Source organism: Candidatus Ponderosibacter sp. Uisw_141_02, assembly GCF_048087665.1.
In the GTDB taxonomy this organism is placed as follows: Bacteria; Pseudomonadota; Alphaproteobacteria; order Puniceispirillales; family Puniceispirillaceae; genus UBA3439.
Window position 1 is genome coordinate 2,377,989 of the sequence record NZ_CP159807.1, and the last position, 21,636, is coordinate 2,399,624.

Sequence of the window (21,636 nt, forward strand, 5' to 3'; positions counted from 1 at the left end):
AGCGTATGTGAGATTATGCGGTGGTGAATACCAAGAAAGGTTCGAAATGACTGACGATAGCAGTAAACCAAAAAAACTGAGTCTCTCAGGTAGCAAATTGACGCTTGGCAATATTGATGCCAGCAAGCTGCGTGCCGGGCCCTCAGTTGGAGGTGCGCGCAAAACGGTTCAAGTTGAAGTCCGGCGCAAACGCGCTCCGGCGGCACCGCAGCGCGGTGGGGCACCAGCGCCTGAACCAGTTGTAACTGAACCTGTACAAACCGCCGCCGCACCTGCCGCGCCAGCTCCATCGGCACCTGCTGCTGATGATCGGTTAACCGCGCAAGAACGCGCCGCGCGGGTTCGCGCCCTGCAAGAAGGGCTTGCCAAGGCTGATGCACCATCCGGCGAGACAAAAGCGCCTGCTGAAACATCTGCTGAAATTTCGGTTGAAACACCGATTGAAGCCGCTGCACCCGAAGCCGCACTCGAACCCGAAATGCCGCTTGATCCGATTGCCGCGCGCCGCGCTGCCGAACTTGCTGAATTGCAGGAAATCGAGGCTGGTGAAGAGCGTCGCCGTAGTGAAGAGAATAAAAAACATACCGATGCCCATGCTGCCCGCCGTCAGGTTACTGAAGGTGCGCCAAGCGATGCGGCAACAGCGGCCAATAAATTTGGTCCAACGCCAACCGAAATGCAAAATCGCCGTCGCCGTGAAGCTGAAGAAATGGCACCACGCCGCCCAGCACCACGCCGCGAAGCTGCGGGTCGTCGCCAATCAGGTAAAATGACCATTACGCAGGCTTTGTCGGGTGATGACAGCCGTCGCCAGCGTTCGCTTGCATCGGTCAAGCGCCAGCGTGAGCGGGCGCGGATGCGCGAAGAACAGCCACAGGTCAAACAGCTTCGTGATGTGATTATTCCTGACAGTATTACGGTTGGTGAATTGGCAAACCGTATGGCCGAGCGTACCGCCGATGTGGTGAAAGAGCTGATGAAGCTGAACATCATGGCAACAGCGACACAGGCCATTGATGGTGAAACCGCTGAATTGGTCGCTGGCGAATTTGGGCACCGGATTCAGCGTGTATCGGAATCGGATATCGAAATTGGCCTTGGTGGTGATGATGATCCGGCGGAAAGCCTGCAACCACGCCCGCCTGTTGTGACCATTATGGGTCACGTTGACCATGGTAAAACCAGCCTTCTTGATGCCATTCGCCGCACTGATGTTGCGGCGGGTGAATCCGGGGGAATCACCCAGCATATCGGTGCTTATCAGATCAAAACAGTGGCCGATAATGTCATTACATTCATTGATACGCCGGGCCATGAGGCCTTTACCGAAATGCGGTCACGCGGGGCCAATATCACTGATATTGTCGTTCTGGTTGTGGCGGCTGATGATTCGGTTATGATGCAAACCATCGAAGCGATTAACCATGCCAAGGCGGCAGGTTGCCCAACGATTGTTGCCGTCAATAAATGTGACAAGCCCGCCGCCGATCCGGCGCGCGTACGAAGCGATTTGTTGCAGCATGAAATCATCACCGAAGATTTTGGTGGTGATGTTTTATGTGTTGATGTGTCGGCACATACAGGGATGGGTCTCGACAAGCTGGAAGAAGCCATCATGTTGCAGGCCGAACTTCTCGAATTGAAGGCCAACCCTGATCGTCCGGCCGAGGGTGTTGTTGTTGAATCAAAGGTTGAGCGCGGCAAGGGATCGGTTGCCACTTTGCTGGTTCAGCGCGGTACCTTGAAGCAAGGCGATATTTTTGTCATTGGTGCGGAAAGCGGCCGTGTTCGCGCGTTGCTTGACGATCGAGGCAAAACCCTGAAATCAGCAGGCCCGGGTCAACCTGTTGAAATTCTGGGTCTGAACGGCACGCCGATGGCGGGCGATAGTTGTGTTGTTGTTGAAAGCGAAGCGCGTGCGCGTGAAATTGCCGAATATCGGACACGCCGCAACCGTGATCACGAGGCCGCGCGCGGTGCGCGTGGATCGGTCGAGCAGATGTTATCGGCAATTGCTGCTGGTGAAGCCGAAGAATTACCGGTTGTTATCAAGACCGATGTTCATGGCTCGCTTGAGGCCATTCGTGTTGCGCTAGAAAAGCTGGGAACCGAACAGGTGAAGGTGCGTCTGTTATCGGCCGGTGTTGGTGCGCTTAGCGAGTCTGACATCAGCCTTGCCGCCGCCTCAAATGCCATCGTAATTGGCTTTAACGTTCGGGCGATTCCGCAGGCGCGTGATCTGGCAAAACGCGACGGTGTTGAAATACGTTATCACTCGATCATTTATGAACTGATCGATGAAGTCAAAGCGGCAATGGGCGGCCTTCTTAGCCCCGACACGCAAGAAGATTTCATTGGTTATGCCGAAATTCGTCAGGTCTTTGGTGTGTCAAAAATTGGCAAGATTGCCGGTTGTATGGTGACCGAAGGCGTCATCAAACGTGGCTGCAAGGTTCGTTTGCTGCGGGATAATGTGGTGATTCATGAAGGCTCGCTCAAAACCCTGAAACGCTTTAAAGATGAAGTCAAAGAAGTGCGCGAAGGTTTTGAATGCGGAATGGGATTCGAAAATTATTCCGACCTTCAGGAAAAAGATATGATCGAATGTTTCGAACTTCGTGAAGTTGCACGAACACTCGATTAACAACGGCTAAGTTGGTGACAGGATGTGCTGGTTTGGCCTGTCCTGACACTTGGTTAAAGGGATGAGGGTTATGCCGTCAAAATCGCGTCGTCCGCAATCTGCAAAAGGGCCAAGCCAGCGTCAATTACGCGTTGGTGAAACATTGCGCCATGCTTTGTCGGAAATTTTGATGCGCGAAGATTTCTTTGATCCTGATCTTGCCAACGTGTCGATCACCATTTCGGAAATTACCGTCAGCCCAGACCTGGCCAATGCGCGGGTCTATACAATGCCGCTTGGTGGGGTCAATATTGAAGTTGTTTTGCCAGCCTTGAATCGGTTGGCACCTCTGATCCAGTCGTTTGTTGCCAAAAAAGTGCATTTGCGGCGCACCCCACGCCTGCGGTTTCTGCTTGATGAAAGCTTTGAAAATGCAGCGCGGATGAACGAGCTTTTTGCCGCCATCCGTCAAGGCTGATTGTGCGATGGCACGCAAACGCGGACAGCTAATTCATGGCTGGGTTAATCTTGATAAACCAAAAGGTATAAGCTCGGCCAAGGCAGTGGCGATTGTCAGGCGGGTTTTTGACGCTGCAAAGGCCGGTCATGGTGGCACGCTTGACCCGCTGGCAAGCGGTGTTCTTCCTATTGCCCTTGGCGAAGCTACTAAAACCGTATCTTTTGCGATGAGCCAGCAGAAATCCTATGAATTTGAATTGGCCTGGGGAAGCGAAACCAGCACCGATGATGGCGAAGGCAGTGTGACTCGCCAGTCGGATCACCGCCCGGATGCGGCCGTGATTGATGCGGCGCTAGCGCATTATCAAGGCCATATCCAACAAGTACCGCCGTTCTATTCGGCAATTAAGGTTGATGGCAAGCGCGCCTATGATTTGGCACGAAAGGCAGGCGATGATGAGGCGGCGATCACGCTGGACTCGCGAGAGATTTACATTGAATCCTTTCGTCGAATTGCGTCAGATCAGAACCATGCCCGATTCTATGTTGCTTGTGGTAAAGGCGCCTATATTCGGGCATTGGCACGCGACCTTGGGCGCGATCTTGGTACGGCAGCGCATGTCACCGCGCTTCGGCGGCTGTCAGTCGGACAATTTCATGCCGATCATGCGATTTCACTGGATTTTTTAGAGAAGCTGCCGCATAGTGCCGCCGCTTTAGAGCATTTGCATCCTGTGGTGAGTGCGCTGGACGACATCCCGGCGCTACCCATTTCAGGGAATGAGGCAACGAAGCTTCGCCATGGTCAGACAATTCCTGTGATCAGTGCATCAGCACAGGATCGTTTTCAGGCGCTTTTGACCGGTGCAACCGCAATCGCCATGGAGGGAGACCGTCCGGTGGCTTTGGTAGTGGTCAAAGCTGGCGCGGTTTGTCCTGTTCGTGTGCTGAATATTTAACTTAAACCCATATAGGAGGTTTCGATGTCGATTACGCAGGAACGTAAAGCCGAGCTAATTGCTGAGTTTGGCAAAAACGACAAGGATTCAGGATCTGCATCAGTTCAGGTGGCTATTTTGTCTGAGCGCATTCGCAACCTGACCGAGCATCTAAAAGACCATAAAAAAGATTTCGGGTCACGCCGCGGCCTTTTGGCCATGGTTGGCCAGCGTCGCAGTCTTCTTGACTATATCAAGTCGGGCAATGTTGCGACTTATAAGGCGTTGATTGAGAAGTTAGGCTTGCGCCGCTAAGCCTTCTTCACAGAAAGCCTAAAAAAACCGTCCTGCCATTGGTAGGGCGGTTTCTGCATGTGGCGCATTTTATTTGCTTTTTTCAAAATTGCGTGCGAGAACAGCCGGGATCAAAGGGATTAGAAATTAACAGGGCACGAACAAGGCCGATTGAGGGTGCCCCCGACAACCAGATGCAGACAGAGCGCTGGCACGACGAGATAACCTTCAATACATTTTAATTCCTTTGTCACAGCAATGTTCATCATGAGGATGTGCGTTGTATTTTTGCTGTTCTCTTGCTGGATTGCTGGCGCTGAGATGAAATGAAAGAGATGAAATAGATGTTCAAGTTATTCCGCAAAGAATTGGAATGGGGCGGTACAAAGCTGGTTCTTGAAACCGGTAAAGTTGCCCGTCAAGCCGATGGCGCCGTTATGGTCAGCCTTGGTGAGACAAAAGTACTATGTACAGCTGTTGCGGCGCAAAGCCCAAAGCCTGGTCAGGATTTTTTCCCATTGACCGTCAATTATCAGGAAAAAGCCTTTGCAGCGGGTAAAATCCCCGGCGGCTTTTTCAAGCGTGAAGGCCGTCCTTCGGAAAATGAAACCCTTGTTTGCCGTCTGATTGATCGCCCGATCCGTCCGTTATTCCCGAAATCATTCAAATGTGAAACTCAGGTTATCTGTACCGTTCTGGCGCATGATATGGAAAATAATCCTGATATCGCCGCGATGATTGGTGCTTCGGCAGCTTTGACCTTATCCGGTGTGCCGTTCTTTGGCCCGATTGCCGCTGCGCGCATTGGCTGGATTGATGGAGCCTATGTTTTGAACCCAACCGTCGATCAGATGGATGAAAGCGAACTTGATCTGATCATGGCGGGAACGCATGAAGGCGTTTTGATGGTTGAATCAGAAGCCAAGGAACTGTCAGAAGAAATCATGCTTGGCGCGGTGAATTTTGGTCACCAGTCCGTCAAGCCGGTGATTGATGCCATTATCGAACTAGCCGAATCATGTGCTAAAGAGCCCCGCGCGCTTCCCGAAGAGCCAGCAGAAATTGCTGATATCAACAGGGCTCTAAAGGGTTTTGCCAAGGGTTTTGAAGCCGCTTATAAAATTGCCGATAAAACCGATCGTCAGGCAGCTTTGAATGAGGTTCGCGCCGAAGCAAAAGTCGCAATTGGCGATGATTATGATGCCGTTCTTGTTGGTGGCCTAATCAAAGGCATGGAAGCCGATGTTGTTCGTGGTGCGATCTTGAAAACCGGCGTTCGGATTGATGGTCGTGACACAAAGACCGTTCGCCAGATTGTTGCCGAGGCTGGATTCCTGCCGCGGGCGCATGGATCATCTTTGTTCACCCGCGGTGAAACACAGGCGATGGTTGTTGCCACGCTTGGCACGGGTCAGGACGAGCAAATTATTGATGCGTTGGTTGGTGAAAGTCGGTCTAGCTTCATGCTTCATTATAATTTTCCACCATATTCAGTTGGCGAGGCTGGCCGTGTTGGTTCGCCTGGTCGTCGTGAAATTGGTCATGGAAAATTGGCATGGCGTGCGCTTCGTCCGTTGCTGCCAAGCAAAGATGAATTTCCCTACACGATCCGGCTTGTTTCTGAAATCACCGAATCAAACGGATCATCTTCAATGGCGACCGTTTGTGGTGGTTCATTGGCGATGATGGATGCTGGCGTGCCATTGAAACGTCCGGTTGCTGGTATTGCGATGGGATTGATCAAAGAAGGCGATGATTTTGCCGTTCTATCCGATATTCTTGGTGATGAAGATCATCTTGGCGATATGGATTTTAAAGTTGCCGGTTCACAAAATGGTGTGACCTCATTGCAGATGGATATCAAAATCACATCAATCACACCTGAGATTATGCAAATTGCACTTGATCAGGCACGCGATGGCCGAATTCATATTCTCGATGAAATGGCCAAGGCATTGACCTCGGCGCGTGATGATTTGGCCGATAGCGCGCCAAAGATCACCACCTTGAAAATTCCGGTTGACAAAATCCGCGACATCATTGGCCCGGGCGGCAAAATCATCCGTGAAATCTGTGAAGAAACAGGTGCCAAGATTGATATCGAAGATGATGGCACCGTCAAGGTTGCAGCCGTTTCAGGCTCATCAGGTGAAGCCGCTGTTGCGCGGATTCGTGATATTGTTGCCGAGCCAGAGCTTGGCGTGATCTATAACGGCACTGTAGTCAAAACGGTTGATTTCGGGGCGTTCGTCAATTTCCTTGGGGCAAAAGACGGGCTGGTTCATATTTCCGAGCTGCAAAATGGCCGTACCGAAAAAACCACCGACATCTGTAAAGATGGTGATGCGGTTAAGGTCAAGGTCATCGGCTTTGATGATCGTGGTAAGGTAAAGCTGTCAATGAAGCGCGTTGATCAGGAAACCGGTGCCGATCTTGAGGCTGCTGCTGCTGAAACTGCTGAATAGGCCGCAACAAGAATCGAACAGGACGAAAAAAGGCGGTGTCATTGGCACCGCCTTTTGCTTATCTAAGATTATTACAGCTTAGAATTCGCCTGGAATGCCGACGCTATTATAACCACCATCAACAAAATGCACTTCACCGGTTACGCCTGACGATAAATCTGAAACCAGATAAAGACCGGTACGCCCAACCTCATCAAGCCCGGGATTGCGTTTAAGTGGCGCATGATGTTCGGCATGGCGGAAAATGTGCCGCGCCCCGGTAATCGCCGCGCCAGCAAGTGTGCGCATCGGTCCGGCCGATAATGCATTGACCCGAATATTCTGACCACCAAGATCAACCGCAAGATAGCGAACTGAGGCTTCTAGGGCAGCTTTGGCAACCCCCATGACATTGTAATTTGGTGTGCTTCGTTGCGCGCCAAGAAAGCTAAGCGTTACCAATGCACCGCCATCGGGCATCATGTCACGGGCGGCGCGCGCGACTTCGGTAAAGGAATAGGCCGATACCATCATGGTATTTTCGAAATTTTCACGGCTCGTATCCATATAGGCGCCTTTTAATTCGTTCTTGTCGGAAAATGCCAAGGCATGGACGACAAAATCGATTGTTGGCCAACGTGTTGCCAATTCGGCAAAACAGCGGTCAACCGCGCCTTCCTTGGCAACATCACATTCGATCATGATGTTTGACCCAATTGATTCGGCCAAGGGTACCAGCCTTTTGCCAAACCCTTCCATTTGATAGGAAAAAGCAATTTTGGCACCTTGTTTGGCGGCGGCTTCGGCAATGCCCCATGCGATGGATTTGTCATTCGCAACACCCATCACAAGGCCGCGTTTGCCAGCCAGTAAAGTTCCGGGCTGCATATTATACCCTTCGTAAGGCCAATGTGGCGTTGGTGCCGCCAAAGCCAAATGAGTTGGACAATGCCAGATTGATTGAAAAATCATCCATGCGGCTTTGCGCCACTGGAATATCGCCAATGGCCGGATCGGGCGTGTGGATATTGGCGGATGCGGCAATGAATTTATTCTGCATCATGATAATCGTATATATGGCTTCTTGAACCCCTGTCGCACCAAGCGAATGGCCGGTCAATGATTTGGTCGAAGTAACAACTGGAAGATGACCACGCGGGCCAAAGACAGTGCGAACCGCATCAAGTTCCTTGACATCGCCAACTGGCGTTGAGGTGCCATGCGCATTGATGTAATCCACCTTATCGGTAAGCTTGTTACCATCAAAACCAGCAAGTGCCAGTTCCATGCAGCGCACTGCGCCTTCGCCAGATGGTGCAACCATGTCCGCGCCATCTGAATTGGCACCATAGCCAACCAGTTCAGCATAGATTTTTGCCCCGCGTGCCACCGCATGATCCATATCTTCAAGAACAACCATGCCGCCGCCGCCAGCAATCACAAATCCATCGCGGTCGGCATCATAGGGGCGTGAGGCCAGTTCTGGCGTTTCGTTATATTTCGAAGACATTGCCCCCATCGCGTCAAACAGAACGGATAAGGTCCAATGCAGTTCTTCGCCGCCGCCGGCAAAGACAATATCTTGGCTGCCACTACGAATGGCATCAGCACCAGCGGTAATACAATGTGCCGAGGTTGAACAAGCCGAGGAAATTGAATAATTGATGCCGCGAATTTTGAAAAAAGTGGCGATACAGGCCGAAACGGTCGACGACATGCAACGCGGCACCATGTAAGGTCCAATACGTTTTGGGCCTTTTTCGCGGGTGATATCAAAGGCGGCAAGAAGGTTAGCCGTTGATGGGCCACCCGAACCGGCGACAAGACCGCTTCGTTCATTTGACACTTGATGATCTTCAAGCCCAGCATCAACAATGGCCTGTTCCATAGCCAGAACCGCATAGGCAGCCCCTTCACCCATAAAGCGAAGCTGTTTGCGATCAACATGATCGGCAACATCAAGCTTGACGGTGCCATGCACCTGACTGCGGAATCCAAGTTCGGTATATTCCGGTGCGGCAACAATGCCCGAGGTTCCGTTACGCAACGAATTGGTGACTTCGCTGACATTATTTCCAATCGAGGAAACGATTCCGATTCCGGTAATGGCAACACGGCGCATGATCTTTAAGCTCCTTCGGGGGTAAACAGGCCAACGCGGATATCATTGGCTTCAAAAACAACTTCGCCATCGCAAAGCACTTTGCCATCAGCAATGCCCATCACAAGGCGGCGCATGATGACCCGCTTCATATCAAGACGAAACGTCACAAGCTTGTTGCTTGGCAGAATCTGACCAGTGAATTTCACCTCACCAACCGACAGGGCGCGCCCCCGTCCAAGCCCGCCTGACCAGCCCAGAAAAAAGCCAACAAGCTGCCATAGCGCATCCATGCCAAGACAGCCCGGCATAACCGGATCGCCTTCAAAATGACAAGGAAAGAACCAAAGATCGGGGTTCAAATCAAATTCAGCATCAATCTGTCCTTTACCAAATTCACCACCATTATCATCAATGCGGGTAATGCGATCACACATCAGCATTGGCGGCAATGGCAATTGCGGGTTTCCTGGCCCGAACATCTGGCCTTTGGCGCAGCTGATTAATTCATCATAGGCAAACGAGCTTTGATCTTTGGGCGACATCTTAACTTCCTTGTTACAAACGGGCGCGCGTCTTAGGTCAAAATGACCTTGCAGGCCTGCCGGTTTTGATTTTCCTGCTATGCCTATATTCGGTGAAAACACCGAATATAGGCAAGGCTAACAGGGAAAAATCACGTGGTTTCCTGTCTTTTGCTACGACATAAAGCGCAGCTTTTAACGCCCTATAGAAAGCACGAAATACCCCTCCAAGCCAAGGCATTATTGACATTTGGCCGGTGACCGCCCATTTTGACCCTGCGATGGGAAAGATGAGTCACAAAAATATGACCCAAACGGACAGAATGACGCCAACGGCGCAATTTGCCGAAAAACTGCGCTTCGCCGGTTTGCGGCCAACGCGCCAGCGGGTGGCGATTGCCGCGCTGCTTCTTGATGGCCGCCATCGCCATGTAACAGCCGATAGCCTGACCGAAGAGATCACCACTGCTGGTCTGCATGTTTCGGGCGGGACGGTTTATAATACATTGAATCAATTTACCGAGGCTGGTTTGCTTCGTCGGGTGATGGTTCATAATGATTATAGCCTGTTTGATACCAACACCGATCATCACCATCATTTCTATGAAGCCGAAAATGACCAACTTGTCGATATTCCCCATGATGATGTGATTCTGGCACAATTGCCTGCCGCGCCTGATGGGCATGAAATCAAAGTGGTTGATGTGGTAATCCATATTCAAAGCAAAAATTCCTAATCGCCGATTTGGCGTTAGATCTGCCTTTATCTAGTTTAAAATCATTCTAAAGAGCCTTGACCCAACCAGGCTTCATACCTATCTTCTGACGAAGACAAACCTTGCGTAGAAGCCCGTTGTAATTGCCGGAAACCAAAGGTGATGTGACCATACGCACAAGATCTAATCGGAGAGACAGATGGACGGAAATAATGCGGGCAAATGCCCAGTAATGCACGGAGCTGTTACAACCAACAGCGCTAGCGGCACCTCAAATCGTGAATGGTGGCCGAACCAATTGAATGTTGGCATTCTTCACCAGCATGATCAAAAGTCAAATCCGATGGGCGCGAATTTTAATTATCGCGAAGAATTCAAGTCGATTGATTACAAGGCCCTGAAAAAAGACCTTCATGATTTGATGACTGATTCGCAGGATTGGTGGCCAGCCGATTATGGTCATTATGGCCCGTTCTTTATCCGCATGACATGGCACGCAGCTGGCACCTATCGCAGCGGCGATGGTCGTGGCGGCGGCGGCACAGGTGCGCAGCGTTTTGCGCCCCTCAATAGCTGGCCGGATAATGGTAATCTTGATAAAGCGCGCCGCCTGCTATGGCCGATCAAACAGAAATATGGCAATAAAATCAGCTGGGCTGATTTGCTGATCCTGACCGGCAATGTCGCGATTGAATCAATGGGTGGCAAAACGTTTGGATTTAGTGGTGGCCGTGAAGATATTTGGGCACCTGAAGAAGATATCTATTGGGGCGTTGAAAGTGAATGGCTTGCGAATAACCGCTATTCAGGCGACCGCGAGTTGGCCAACCCGCTTGCCGCTGTGCAGATGGGTTTGATCTATGTCAATCCTGAAGGTCCAGACGGCAACCCAGATCCACTTGCCAGTGCAAGAGATGTTCGTGAAACTTTTGGCCGGATGGCAATGAATGACGAAGAAACCGTTGCCCTTGTTGCCGGTGGTCATACCTTCGGTAAGGCGCATGGTGCGGGTGATGCCGGTCTTGTTGGTGCCGAACCGGAAGGCGCCGCTATCGAAGAAATGGGTTTTGGCTGGATCAGCAGCTATGGATCGGGCAAGGGAAGCGATACCATTACAAGCGGTATCGAAGGTGCGTGGACAGCGGATCCGACAAAATGGGATAATGGCTATTTTGATCTCCTCCTTGGCTATGAATGGGAATTGACCAAAAGCCCGGCCGGTGCGCATATCTGGCATGCGGTTAATCCAAAGGAAAGCGATCTAGCACCTGATGCCGAAGATGCGTCAATCCGCGTTCCAACCATGATGACAACAGCCGATATGGCGATGCGCGAAGATCCGATTTACCGCGAGATTTCCGAGCGCTTCCATAAAAATCCCGATCAGTTTGCCGATGCGTTTGCACGTGCTTGGTTCAAATTGCTGCATCGTGATATGGGGCCAAAAAGCCGTTATGTGGGTCCAGAAGTGCCAGATGAAGAATTGATCTGGCAAGACCCGATCCCGGCTGGCAATGCCAATTATGATGTTGATGCGGTCAAAGCCCGTATCGCAGCCAGCGGCCTCAGCGTTCAAGAGATGGTCGAAACCGCATGGGCAAGCGCATCAACCTATCGCGGCTCAGACATGCGTGGCGGTGCCAATGGTGCGCGTATTCGGCTTGCACCCCAAAAAGATTGGGCGGCAAACAAGCCGGATCAATTGGCGCGGGTTTTGTCGGTTCTTGAGCCAGTCGCGGCCGACACAGGCGCATCGATTGCCGATGTGATTGTGCTTGCAGGTAATGTTGGTATTGAACAGGCATCAGGCGTGAAGGTTCCATTTACACCTGGTCGTGGCGATGCAACACAGGCACAAACCGACATTGAATCATTTGAGGTTCTTGAGCCGGTGGCTGATGGTTTCCGTAATTTCCAGAAAACCGACTTTACAGTCAGTCCGGAAGAAATGCTGCTTGATAAAGCCCAGCTATTGGGTCTTACAGCACCGGAAATGACCGTTCTTGTTGGTGGTATGCGAGCCTTGGGCATCAGTGAAAAAAACCATGGTGTCTTTACCAAAACACCGGGCAAATTGACCAATGACTTCTTTGTCACTTTGCTTGATATGGGTGTTGAATGGAAGCCAACGGGAAGCAATTCTTACGAAGCGCGTGATCGTGCCACTGGCAAAGTGGTTCGTAGCGGTACGCGGGTCGATCTTGTCTTTGGATCAAATTCCCAGCTTCGTGCGCTTGCCGAGGTTTATGCGACCAACCAGTCACATGATAAGTTTGTGGCCGATTTCGTGGCAGCCTGGACCAAGGTAATGAATGCTGACCGGTTTGATCTCGCCTAAAACGGCCTATCTTTTACCGGCGTAAATAATCGCGGCATCCCAGTAAAATGGGGTGCCGTTTCTATTAAAAATATAAACCTTAATCGAGGCTTTCGGTTTCGAGAAGTCCCCAGACGGCTTGCCGTTTGATCCAGCCGCGAACATCATTATTTGCCACACGGCACCATGCTTTTGGACAGGATTGCAATTCCATCAGTGCCAACCGTTCGGCAAGGGCAATGACATTTGATGTTTCATCGGGGTTAGCATGGATTTTCGCCATATTCTTTTGCACCAGCGCCATGCGCCGAAGCGACAGAACCGATCCATGCATCCATCCTGCGGTGCCATCATGGTCAATCACCTTGCGCCAGATGCCGAATTCAGCATCAACCAGAAGCGGCAGACCAGCTTTTCGATATTGCCATAAAACCGGATATTCCCGCCCGGGGCCAGCCCGCAAATTAGCCTCGTTAAATTTCAATGTCACATAGCGCGGTACGGGCAAGCCACTGCCGCGAACGGTCAATTTGGCCTCTTGTGCGTACGCCATGCCATTTCCGGATGGCAAGCCAATTGGCGAAATCACCGTTGGCAATAGCCAGAAAAGGCCAAAAACTATCGCCATGAACAGCGGTTTTTGAAATATCACAATAAATTTTTTTGTCATGCTGCTCGTTGTTCTGGTAGAGTTTTGGCGGTATTTGGTGCAGATTGATGCGGGCTAAAGAATTAATTCAATAGACTCTTTGCTCGGCGCCGCAAGCATAGGGTTTTTTCAGGCTAATTGCCAGCCAGAGTTCGGTATTTGTTTTCAATTTAAGAGAGCCATCAATGAGTCAAAGCAAACCAAAAGTGATTTTGACACGCAAGCTTCCGGAGACAATCGAAACCCGGATGCGTGAGCTTTTTGACACAACTTTGAATGATATTGACAAGGCGTTGAGCCGTGACGAGCTGGAAATGGCGGTAAAGACAGCGGATGTTCTCGTGCCAACCGTTACTGATAAAATTGACGCTGATTTGATTGCCAAGGCAGGAAGCCAGCTTCGTCTGATTGCCTCATTTGGAACTGGCGTTGATCATATCGATCTTGGTGCGGCAAAGGCGCGCGGCATTACCGTTACCAATACCCCTGGCGTTTTAACCGAAGATACGGCTGATGTCACAATGGCGTTGATTCTCGCGGTGCCGCGGCGGATTGCCGAAGGCGATGCGCTGGCACGATCAGGCCAATGGCAGGGCTGGTCGCCAACAGGCATGCTTGGTCATCGCATTAATGGAAAACGGCTTGGCATTGTTGGTATGGGCCGGATTGGTGAAGCGGTTGCGCGGCGGGCGCGTGGATTTGGCCTGTCGGTTCATTATCATAACCGGAAACCGGTTCACCCCGAGACTGAAGCCGAACTTGAGGCAACCTATTGGGAATCGCTTGAACAGATGTTGGCACGTGTTGATATTGTGTCGGTAAATTGCCCACATACATCGGCGACAAATCATCTATTATCGCGTGAAAGACTGTCGCTGATGCAGCGCTCGGCCTATCTGGTGAATACATCACGCGGCGAAGTGGTTGATGAGATTGCGCTTGCCGATCTTTTGGCGCGGCGTCATATCGCGGGTGCCGGACTTGATGTTTATAGCAGTGAGCCGGAAATCCCGGCTGGGCTTCGTGCATTGCCGAATGTTGTTTTACTGCCCCATATTGGATCGGCGACCATTGAAGGGCGTTTGCAAATGGGTGACAAGGTGATCATCAATGTGCAGACATTCTGGGATGGTCATACCCCGCCAGATCGGGTGATTGAGGCCATGCTATAGCCATATCTGGCTTGTGGCATTGCCCTGCTGGACTTGCCAATTATGAGTCACTTGTTTTTGCGCCGATTTTAACCCGCAGCGCCGGATGATGTGCCGCAACAGCTGCAATCGGTCCGTGCAACGGTTTGAATTTCCATAAAATCGCTTCCCGCCGCTTCAATCAGCAAAAGCCGTCCGGTTAAGGTGCGTGGCTCGCCAAGAATAATCTTGATGGTTTCAAGCGCCTGCAATGTCCCAACCAATCCGGCAACAGGCCCAAGAATGCCCGCTTCGGAACAGCCCGGTGCCTGTTTTGCATCGGGCATGGCCGGAAATACGCATCGATAACACGGGCTGCCAAGATGTCCTTTGACGCTGCTCTGAAAGACTGAGACCTGTCCTTCCATGCGCACCGCCCCGCCAAAGACAAGCGGCTTGCTTGCCGCATGCGCCGTATCACCGAGAAGATAGCGCGCCTTGGCATTATCGGTGCAATCAACAACAACATCATGGGCCTTTAATAATTGTTCGACATTGCCACTGCGGAGCCTTTGGCCAAGCTGCGAGATATGGATTGCTGGATTGATTGCACTTGCCGCCATCGCTGCTTGCCGAGATTTCAACAGGCCAACATCGCTGTCTTTGTAAATGACTTGCCGGTTTAAATCGGTCCGCGAAACATGATCATCATCAATAATGGTAATCGTGCCAATACCAGCAGCGGCAAGATACATGATCACTGGCGCGCCAAGCCCGCCAGCACCAACAACAAGCACCCGCGCCGCCAATAATTGTTCCTGACCTTCCTCGCCAATTGCAGGCATGATCGCCTGACGGGCATAGCGTTCTAGATCATCATCACTCAGCATAATTCCTCACAAACCTGTTGAGCCAAAACCACCAGCGGCACGCGCGGTATCGTCAAGATCATCGGCTTCGACGGGTGTCATAATGGTGACAGCGGCAATCACCATCTGTGCAATCCGCATGCCGTGGGTGATGGTAAAATCATCAGTGCCATTATTGACCAAAATCACCGCAATTTCACCCCGATAATCACTATCAATCGTCCCGGGGGCATTGGCAACGGTGATTCCATATTTTAATGCCAGACCTGATCGTGGCCGGATTTGCGCTTCATAACCTGCTGGTAATGCCATGGCAAATCCGGTTGGAATGGCCTGACGCATATTTGGCTTGAGACAAATTGGCTGGTCAATTGCGGCGGCAAGATCAAGTCCGGCGGCCCCGCTTGTCGCATATGATGGCAAGGCAAGATCATCAGCATGGGCTAGCCGCCGAAATTTAACTACAAGTTGGTTCATCTGGTCACTTCCGCTTCGATATGATCAGCTAGTCTTTCGGCAAGATCAGCTTTTTGCATTTGCGGCCATTCGTCAACGCCATTTGCACTGATCAGCATGGCTTGATTCAAGGTGCTTCCAAAAACTGGATCAGCATCACCGCCAACCTGATTGGCAATGATCCAGTCGCACCCTTTGCGCTGGCGTTTTTTGGTGGCATTTTGCAATAGATTTTTGGTTTCCGCGGCAAAGCCAATGACCAATTTTGGCCGGTTTGACGCGGATGAAATATGCGCCAGAATATCGGGGTTCTGGCATAGCGCTAAGGTCATGCCAGCTTCGGGGTCTTCTGGTTTTTTCAGTTTCTGATCAGATATTGACTGTACGCGCCAATCTGCAACCGCGGCGGCGCAAATGGCGATTTCGGCAGGCAAGGCCGCTTTGCAAGCGGCCAGCATTTCACTGGCAGTTGTGACCTGAACCATGGTTACTTGATCCGGCGTTGGTTCGTTGACTGGCCCGCTAATCAAAATCACATCTGCGCCGCGCTTGGCAAGGGTTGCGGCAATGGCATGGCCTTGCTTGCCCGATGACCGGTTGGCGATAAAGCGCACCTTGTCAATTGGCTCGATTGTCGGGCCTGATGTGACAATGATTCGTTTGCCAGCAAGCGGGCTTTTATTATGGTTTCTGCCATTGGTTATATCTTGGGCATTGGTCATATTTTGCGGGGTGATAAGCTGCATTGCGGCTGCGGCAATATCCGCCGGTTCGCACATCCGGCCTTCGCCCTCTTCGCCGCAGGCTGTGTCGCCGCTTACCGGACCAATCATATGAACACCGCGCTGGCGCAGGGTGGCGAAATTATGTTTGGTTGCCGCATGCGCCCACATTGCCGGATTCATCGCTGGTGCCATTGCCACCTTGGCCGTGGTTGCAAGAAGAATCGTTGTTGCCAGATCATCTGCAATGCCGGCATTTGCCCGCGCCATAAAATTGGCCGTTGCCGGAACGACAAGAACAAGATCGGCCGATCGCGCCAGCCTGATATGCCCCATTTCGGCTTCGTCCGTTAGTGAAAACAAACTGTCATAACATTTCTCACCAGTCAGCGCGGCAAGGCTAAGAGGGGTGATAAATTGTTTGGCACCATCGGTCATCACGCCGGTGACATGCGCGCCAAGCTGTTGCAATTGGCGGGCGGTTTCCAAGGCCTTATAGGCAGCGATCCCGCCAGCAACGATCAGCAAAATTCGCTTGCCGGAATGGGTGTCATGATGCAGTGGCTGTGATGATGTGGCAGGGGGGCAAGCCAGAATTTCAAGATCATCAGCGCGGATCTGATAACCTTTCTTGGTCAGCGCAGCATAGATAATGGGTTTGGCACGCTCAGGTAAATGACCACGGGTCAGATAATTGCTGATCGCGCTTGGCCCCACATTCAAAAGCTGCTGGATAGCATGGCGGCCGCCCAATGCGGTGATGATTGCCGATAAATTCACAAAAATTACCACTTCCGTTGTTTATAATTAAATAATGATGAAATTATCACAAAAATTCATATAATTTCCATTTATAGCAAAATTTAATGAATATTTGTGAAAAAGCTTGCAATGGCAAGCAAAAGCGCAAGCAGAGCAACCCGCCCGGGCCATGTTTGTGGTGGTGGCGCGATTGGTCTTTGCTGTGCGGCTTCGAAAGCGCTGAGTAATTTTGGCACGCGTACCATGATTTGCATTATCTCATCAACAAGCTGTTCGGCGCGTTTTTTCACTCCGGCCTCATGCTGCATCCATGATTCGGCCATTGGCCGTGCTAATTGCCACATGTCGGCTTTGGGGTTTAGCTGGCGGGCAACCCCTTCGGCCATCATCATGGTTTTCTGCAAAAGATTATATTGTGGCTGCACCTCGATTTCAAAGCGGGTTGCCAGCTGGAAAATCTGTCCCAGAACAACGCCAAGCGAGACGTCGCCAAGCGGTTTGCCCATCACCGGATCAGCAACTGCGCGAACCGATTGTGAAAATTGATGAACTGAAACCCCCTCGCCAAGCATCCCAGCGTCTTTATGTAATTTGGCGACCATATCATAATCGCGGTCAAGCATTGCGCTGAGCAATCGCGCCAAAAACAGACGGTCTTGGAAATCAAGATAGCCCATAATGCCAAAATCAATTGGCACCAGCGTGCCATCGGCGCGAACGAAAATATTGCCAGGATGCATATCGGCATGGAAATAGCCGTCGCGAAACACCTGATTGAAAAAGCTGCGCGCCGCAAATTCGGTAATTTTTCCAATATCATGACCAGCCTTGGTCAGACGGTCGAGATCATCAATTCGGATGCCATCGATCCATTCAATGATCAACATGCCTTTGGTGCTGTTTTCCAAATCCACCCATGGCACATAAATCCCCTCATCATCGCGCATATTATCAGCAAGCCGTCCTGCTGCCGCCGCTTCGAGGCGCAGATCAAGCTCCATCTCTGAAAGCTGCTTGAACTGCTTCACCGCTGTCACCAGATGCAGGCGCCGAAGGCCGGGTGCCAGCCATTGCAGAATTTGCGCCAATGAATAGAAAAGTGCCGTGTCTGCCAGCATATGTTTTTCAATATCGGGGCGAAGCAGTTTCACTGCCACTTCACGCCCGTCGCAAAGCGTGGCCCGATGCACCTGTGCAATCGACGCGGCGGCAACCGCCGAATCGTCAAACTGGCCGAATAATGTGTCGATGGGTTGGCCAATCTGTTGCGCGACCATCTGGCGCGCCTTTGCCGCGGCAAAAGGAGGTAAACGGTCTTGAAGCATGGTCAGTGACTGGCCAAGCTCGGGGCCAATCAGATCGGCGCGTGTTGATAAAGCCTGACCAAATTTGATAAAGCCTGGCCCGAGCCGGACCAAAGCCTGACATAAGGCACCACCAGCATCATTGACCGCGCTTTTCGATCTTACCGCCTTATCAAGAAGCTGGCAGCAATGCCGCAACCAGCTTGGCAAAAGCGTAATCTGGGCAACATGCCCCAAAACCCCTGCACGCCCAAGATGCCACGCAATATGCGGCAACCGCATGAGCGCGCGAGTCATGGACAGGCTGCGCTTTGCCATTAATCAAGCTTCCAGCCAGAATGGATACAGGCGATTCCCGCAGACAGGCTGCGCACCCGGATTTGCGCAAAACCAGCTTCGGCAAACATATCGGCAAGCATTTCCTTGCTTGGGAAGGTGCGGATCGATTCGGCAAGATAGCGATAGCTATCTGCATCACCAGCGATGACCTGTCCCATGACCGGCAAAATATTGAACGAAAAACTGTCATATAATTTTGCCAAAGGGCGGCTTTGCACATGCGAAAATTCAAGACATAAAAACCGTCCGCCCGGCTTGAGAATCCGATAAGCCTCATGCAAGGCGGTCTGCCGGTCAGTGACATTACGCAACCCAAAGGCAATGGTCACAAAATCAGCGCTATGATTATCAAATGGAAGTGATTCGGCATTGGCAACACACCAGCTAAGCCGATGCGCCAGACGCTGCAAATCACGCCGCCCACGCCCTGCCTCAAGCATGGCGTGATTGATGTCACTGATACAGGCCTCGCCGCCGCCGCCGCGCAAAAACCGCAAACTAATATCGCCAGTGCCGCCAGCAAGATCAATCAGCTTTTGATGCGGTTGCGGTGCCATCCAGTCAATCATCGCCGCTTTCCACAGCCGGTGAATGCCACCACTCATCACATCATTCATAATGTCATAACGATCAGCAACCGAATCAAACACGCCGCGCACCATGCGCGCTTTGTCGGCACGCTGAATGGTGCGAAAGCCAAAATCTATGGTATCGTCATCACGATCCGCATTGCGCGGGGGTGATATGGGCTGATCCGCTTTGTCAAAAGCAGGGTCTGTCATGATCGAAATCCTAATATTGCGAAACGCAAGCCTATCTATATCAGTCTGGAGCCAATTTCGAAATGATCTTCACCAATTCATTTAACGCTTTGGTCTGTCAGCATGCGGTTTTTACCATTTCATCGCCATTTGCAGCTGAGATCGCCTAATGCCTGAATTGCCTGAGGTGGAAACCGTCAAGCTGGCTTTGATGCCTGCTTTGCAGGGTCGAGCTGTGTTATCGGCCTTTGTTGGTCGCAAGGATTTGCGCTGGCCTTTGCCTGAAAATCTGGCTGAACGCCTGACCGGACGCCAATTTACCCGTCTTGCACGTCGTGGCAAATATGTGATGATGATGCTTGATAATGGCGAGGTGCTTCTGCTTCATCTTGGCATGTCGGGCTCGATACGCATCCATAAAGACAAGCCAACGCTTGGCAAACATGATCATTTCATGCTGGAAATGGCACCGGCAGATGATCAGGGCGGGGTATCCTATGTTGTGTTAAATGACCCGCGCCGTTTTGGCTGGATTGATCTTTTTGCCGAATCGGTGATGGCTGAGCATAAATTACTGGCTGGCATGGGGCCAGAACCGCTTGGTAATGAATTTTCTGGCGCGCATCTTCAAGCCGTTTTCAAAGGCCGAACCGGCTCGGTCAAGAACGCGCTGTTAAACCAGCAGCTGGTGGCCGGGATTGGCAATATCTATGCGAGTGAGGCTTTGTTCTATGCGCGAATTTCACCGCGGCGCAAGGCGGGCGCAATTCGCGGTCAACGTGCCGCGCGGCTTGCCAATTCGATTGTGACGGTTCTGCGAGCCGCGATTGAAGACGGTGGCACATCGCTTCGCGATCACGTTCAACCCGGCGGTGAGATTGGTTATTTCGTCCAGCGTCTTGCCGTTTATGGCCGCGCCGGTAAGCCTTGCCCAGTTTGTGCCACACCGATTAAAACCCTGATCCAGTCTGGCCGATCCAGTTTTTACTGTTCTCGTTGCCAAGGCTAGGTTTCACCGCTAGGTTTATAGCTAGCACGCAACCAAACAACAGCGGTAAATTCACATGAATCTGTTCAGTCATAAAAAAGCATCAGCGTTAACCCGCGGTTTCGTTATTGCTTTGATGATGCTGACGCTGATTGGTGGCCAGTTTCTGATTGGCCAGCCTGCCAGAGCCGAAACGCAGCAGCATCGTTGGGCAGGCGATGTGCCGATCATGCAGGGCTGGAAAATCGAGCCTGAATTAGGCTTTGCGTTTGATTCGCCGAATGGCCGCATCGTTATGATTTTTGCGTCAACATCGGCAGATCAAGATGAGATCATGGCATTTTATGGTCAGACCTTGGCCCAGCTCGGCTGGACGGGTGGTGCTGGAAATTGGGTTCGCGACGCGGAAAAGCTGGTGATTGGCGAGGTGCAAACGGCACGCGGCGCGCTTTGGCGGCTGATGTTGCAACCGCGCTAGGCACTGCCAAAGACTGTATCGGGCGCTAAAGCTAGGGCTGGCGTTAAAAAGTCACATCACGGCAAGTTGTCAAAAGCGCTTGACGATGATGGCAAAAAAAGCCTATACACCTGCCTCAGTTAAGTATTTATCGAATGACAGGGACGTTGAAACCTGATGGCAAACCACAAGTCTTCTAAAAAGCGGATCATCCGCAACGCCAACCGCGCCTTAATCAATGGCGCTCGTATGAGCCGGATCCGCACTTTTGTGAAAAAAGTCGAAACGGCAATCGCTGAAGGCGATGCGGGTGTGGCACGTGAAGCACTTCGCCAGGCGCAGCCGGAAATGCAGCGCGGCGTGTCACGCGGCATTCTTCATAAAAACACCGTTTCACGCAAAATTTCACGCCTTGCGGCGCGCGTCAAAGCCCTCGCAGCGTAATCTGCCAATCGCCGAACCAGCGATTCGCATTACATGATTCAAAAGCCCGCCCCGCAAACTAAGGGGGCGGGCTTTTTTTGCCGGTTTTTGAGACTTAATATTCGAGTCATGCCGTGATCTGGGGGGGTGGCGTGCGCAGCAGATCAACAGCAGTTAGCGACAGGGTTTCGCATACAAGATCATCTATTTGCGATTCGGCAATTGATTGTGTTCAATTTTTCGATGAATTGACGGTTTTCGCGCAAGATTTGTGTCAATAAAAATAACCGCCCATTTGGCAAGTTTATTTTGCTTTTAACGGGCTTTGGTCTCTTGCAACAAGGGCAGAAAAATCGTTAC

General features: G+C 51.5%; 20 protein-coding genes. 11 read left to right on the forward strand and 9 right to left on the reverse strand.

Annotated elements, in window-relative coordinates:
- The first annotated feature begins 46 nt into the window (after nucleotides 1–46).
- The 5 genes from infB (at nucleotide 47) to pnp (ending at nucleotide 6,779) form a co-directional block, all read left to right on the forward strand.
- Nucleotides 47–2,644 carry a translation initiation factor IF-2 gene (infB, locus tag ABXT40_RS11690; RefSeq protein ID WP_443645776.1) on the forward strand — a complete coding sequence of 866 codons (2,598 nt, stop codon included), beginning with the start codon at nucleotides 47–49 and terminating at the stop codon, nucleotides 2,642–2,644.
- 70 nt (nucleotides 2,645–2,714) lie between these two features.
- Nucleotides 2,715–3,101: a 30S ribosome-binding factor RbfA gene (gene rbfA, locus ABXT40_RS11695; RefSeq protein ID WP_443645777.1), complete on the forward strand. Its 387-nt coding sequence runs from the start codon at nucleotides 2,715–2,717 to the stop codon at nucleotides 3,099–3,101.
- Between the two features lie 7 nt (nucleotides 3,102–3,108).
- A complete protein-coding gene (truB, locus tag ABXT40_RS11700) occupies nucleotides 3,109–4,041 on the forward strand; it encodes a tRNA pseudouridine(55) synthase TruB (RefSeq protein ID WP_443645778.1) in 933 nt (310 codons plus the stop codon).
- A gap of 24 nt (nucleotides 4,042–4,065) precedes the next feature.
- Nucleotides 4,066–4,335, forward strand: a complete 270-nt coding sequence (gene rpsO, locus ABXT40_RS11705) for a 30S ribosomal protein S15 (protein ID WP_443645779.1) — start codon at nucleotides 4,066–4,068, stop codon at nucleotides 4,333–4,335.
- A gap of 323 nt (nucleotides 4,336–4,658) precedes the next feature.
- Nucleotides 4,659–6,779 (forward strand): polyribonucleotide nucleotidyltransferase, encoded by a 2,121-nt coding sequence (gene pnp, locus ABXT40_RS11710; RefSeq protein WP_443645780.1) that lies wholly within the window; start codon nucleotides 4,659–4,661, stop codon nucleotides 6,777–6,779.
- A 78-nt stretch (nucleotides 6,780–6,857) separates the two neighbouring features.
- Here pnp and ABXT40_RS11715 read toward each other — a convergent pair whose 3' ends face one another.
- The 3 genes from ABXT40_RS11715 to fabA are packed head-to-tail and all read right to left on the reverse strand — an operon-like array spanning nucleotide 6,858 to nucleotide 9,404.
- Nucleotides 6,858–7,646, reverse strand: coding sequence for an enoyl-ACP reductase FabI (locus ABXT40_RS11715; protein WP_443645781.1), 789 nt, complete (start codon nucleotides 7,644–7,646; stop codon nucleotides 6,858–6,860).
- A gap of 1 nt (nucleotide 7,647) precedes the next feature.
- Complete coding sequence (fabB, locus tag ABXT40_RS11720) at nucleotides 7,648–8,880, reverse strand: beta-ketoacyl-ACP synthase I (protein WP_443645782.1); 1,233 nt, start codon at nucleotides 8,878–8,880, stop codon at nucleotides 7,648–7,650.
- Nucleotides 8,881–8,885: 5 nt separating this feature from the next.
- A complete protein-coding gene (gene fabA, locus ABXT40_RS11725) occupies nucleotides 8,886–9,404 on the reverse strand; it encodes a 3-hydroxyacyl-[acyl-carrier-protein] dehydratase FabA (RefSeq protein ID WP_443645783.1) in 519 nt (172 codons plus the stop codon).
- Nucleotides 9,405–9,688: 284 nt separating this feature from the next.
- On the opposite strand from fabA, the gene irrA reads away from it, so the two are divergent.
- Nucleotides 9,689–10,120, forward strand: coding sequence for an iron response transcriptional regulator IrrA (irrA, locus tag ABXT40_RS11730; protein ID WP_443645784.1), 432 nt, complete (start codon nucleotides 9,689–9,691; stop codon nucleotides 10,118–10,120).
- Between the two features lie 178 nt (nucleotides 10,121–10,298).
- A complete protein-coding gene (gene katG, locus ABXT40_RS11735; RefSeq protein ID WP_443645785.1) occupies nucleotides 10,299–12,437 on the forward strand; it encodes a catalase/peroxidase HPI in 2,139 nt (712 codons plus the stop codon).
- A 79-nt stretch (nucleotides 12,438–12,516) separates the two neighbouring features.
- Here katG and ABXT40_RS11740 read toward each other — a convergent pair whose 3' ends face one another.
- On the reverse strand, nucleotides 12,517–13,086 hold the full coding sequence (locus ABXT40_RS11740; protein WP_443645786.1) for an SH3 domain-containing protein: 570 nt from the start codon (nucleotides 13,084–13,086) through the stop codon (nucleotides 12,517–12,519).
- A gap of 164 nt (nucleotides 13,087–13,250) precedes the next feature.
- Between ABXT40_RS11740 and ABXT40_RS11745 the strand changes: the two genes are divergently transcribed.
- Nucleotides 13,251–14,237 carry a 2-hydroxyacid dehydrogenase gene (locus ABXT40_RS11745; protein ID WP_443645787.1) on the forward strand — a complete coding sequence of 329 codons (987 nt, stop codon included), beginning with the start codon at nucleotides 13,251–13,253 and terminating at the stop codon, nucleotides 14,235–14,237.
- A gap of 68 nt (nucleotides 14,238–14,305) precedes the next feature.
- Here ABXT40_RS11745 and ABXT40_RS11750 read toward each other — a convergent pair whose 3' ends face one another.
- The 5 genes from ABXT40_RS11750 to ubiE form a co-directional block, all read right to left on the reverse strand.
- Nucleotides 14,306–15,085 carry a HesA/MoeB/ThiF family protein gene (locus ABXT40_RS11750; RefSeq protein ID WP_443645788.1) on the reverse strand — a complete coding sequence of 260 codons (780 nt, stop codon included), beginning with the start codon at nucleotides 15,083–15,085 and terminating at the stop codon, nucleotides 14,306–14,308.
- A gap of 6 nt (nucleotides 15,086–15,091) precedes the next feature.
- Nucleotides 15,092–15,541 carry a dUTP diphosphatase gene (dut, locus tag ABXT40_RS11755; protein ID WP_443645789.1) on the reverse strand — a complete coding sequence of 150 codons (450 nt, stop codon included), beginning with the start codon at nucleotides 15,539–15,541 and terminating at the stop codon, nucleotides 15,092–15,094.
- Nucleotides 15,538–17,022, reverse strand: a complete 1,485-nt coding sequence (gene coaBC / locus ABXT40_RS11760) for a bifunctional phosphopantothenoylcysteine decarboxylase/phosphopantothenate--cysteine ligase CoaBC (protein WP_443645790.1) — start codon at nucleotides 17,020–17,022, stop codon at nucleotides 15,538–15,540. Before coaBC ends, dut begins: the two co-directional genes overlap by 4 nt.
- Nucleotides 17,023–17,105: 83 nt before the next feature.
- Nucleotides 17,106–18,605: a 2-polyprenylphenol 6-hydroxylase gene (ubiB, locus tag ABXT40_RS11765; protein WP_443645791.1), complete on the reverse strand. Its 1,500-nt coding sequence runs from the start codon at nucleotides 18,603–18,605 to the stop codon at nucleotides 17,106–17,108.
- Between the two features lie 20 nt (nucleotides 18,606–18,625).
- A complete protein-coding gene (gene ubiE / locus ABXT40_RS11770; protein ID WP_443645792.1) occupies nucleotides 18,626–19,429 on the reverse strand; it encodes a bifunctional demethylmenaquinone methyltransferase/2-methoxy-6-polyprenyl-1,4-benzoquinol methylase UbiE in 804 nt (267 codons plus the stop codon).
- A 148-nt stretch (nucleotides 19,430–19,577) separates the two neighbouring features.
- On the opposite strand from ubiE, the gene mutM reads away from it, so the two are divergent.
- The 3 genes from mutM (at nucleotide 19,578) to rpsT (ending at nucleotide 21,297) form a co-directional block, all read left to right on the forward strand.
- Nucleotides 19,578–20,417, forward strand: coding sequence for a bifunctional DNA-formamidopyrimidine glycosylase/DNA-(apurinic or apyrimidinic site) lyase (mutM, locus tag ABXT40_RS11775; protein WP_443645793.1), 840 nt, complete (start codon nucleotides 19,578–19,580; stop codon nucleotides 20,415–20,417).
- A 55-nt stretch (nucleotides 20,418–20,472) separates the two neighbouring features.
- A complete protein-coding gene (locus tag ABXT40_RS11780; protein ID WP_443645794.1) occupies nucleotides 20,473–20,874 on the forward strand; it encodes a hypothetical protein in 402 nt (133 codons plus the stop codon).
- Nucleotides 20,875–21,030: 156 nt separating this feature from the next.
- Entirely contained in the window at nucleotides 21,031–21,297 is a 267-nt protein-coding gene (gene rpsT / locus ABXT40_RS11785) for a 30S ribosomal protein S20 (RefSeq protein ID WP_443645795.1), read from the forward strand.
- Nucleotides 21,298–21,636 lie beyond the last annotated feature (339 nt).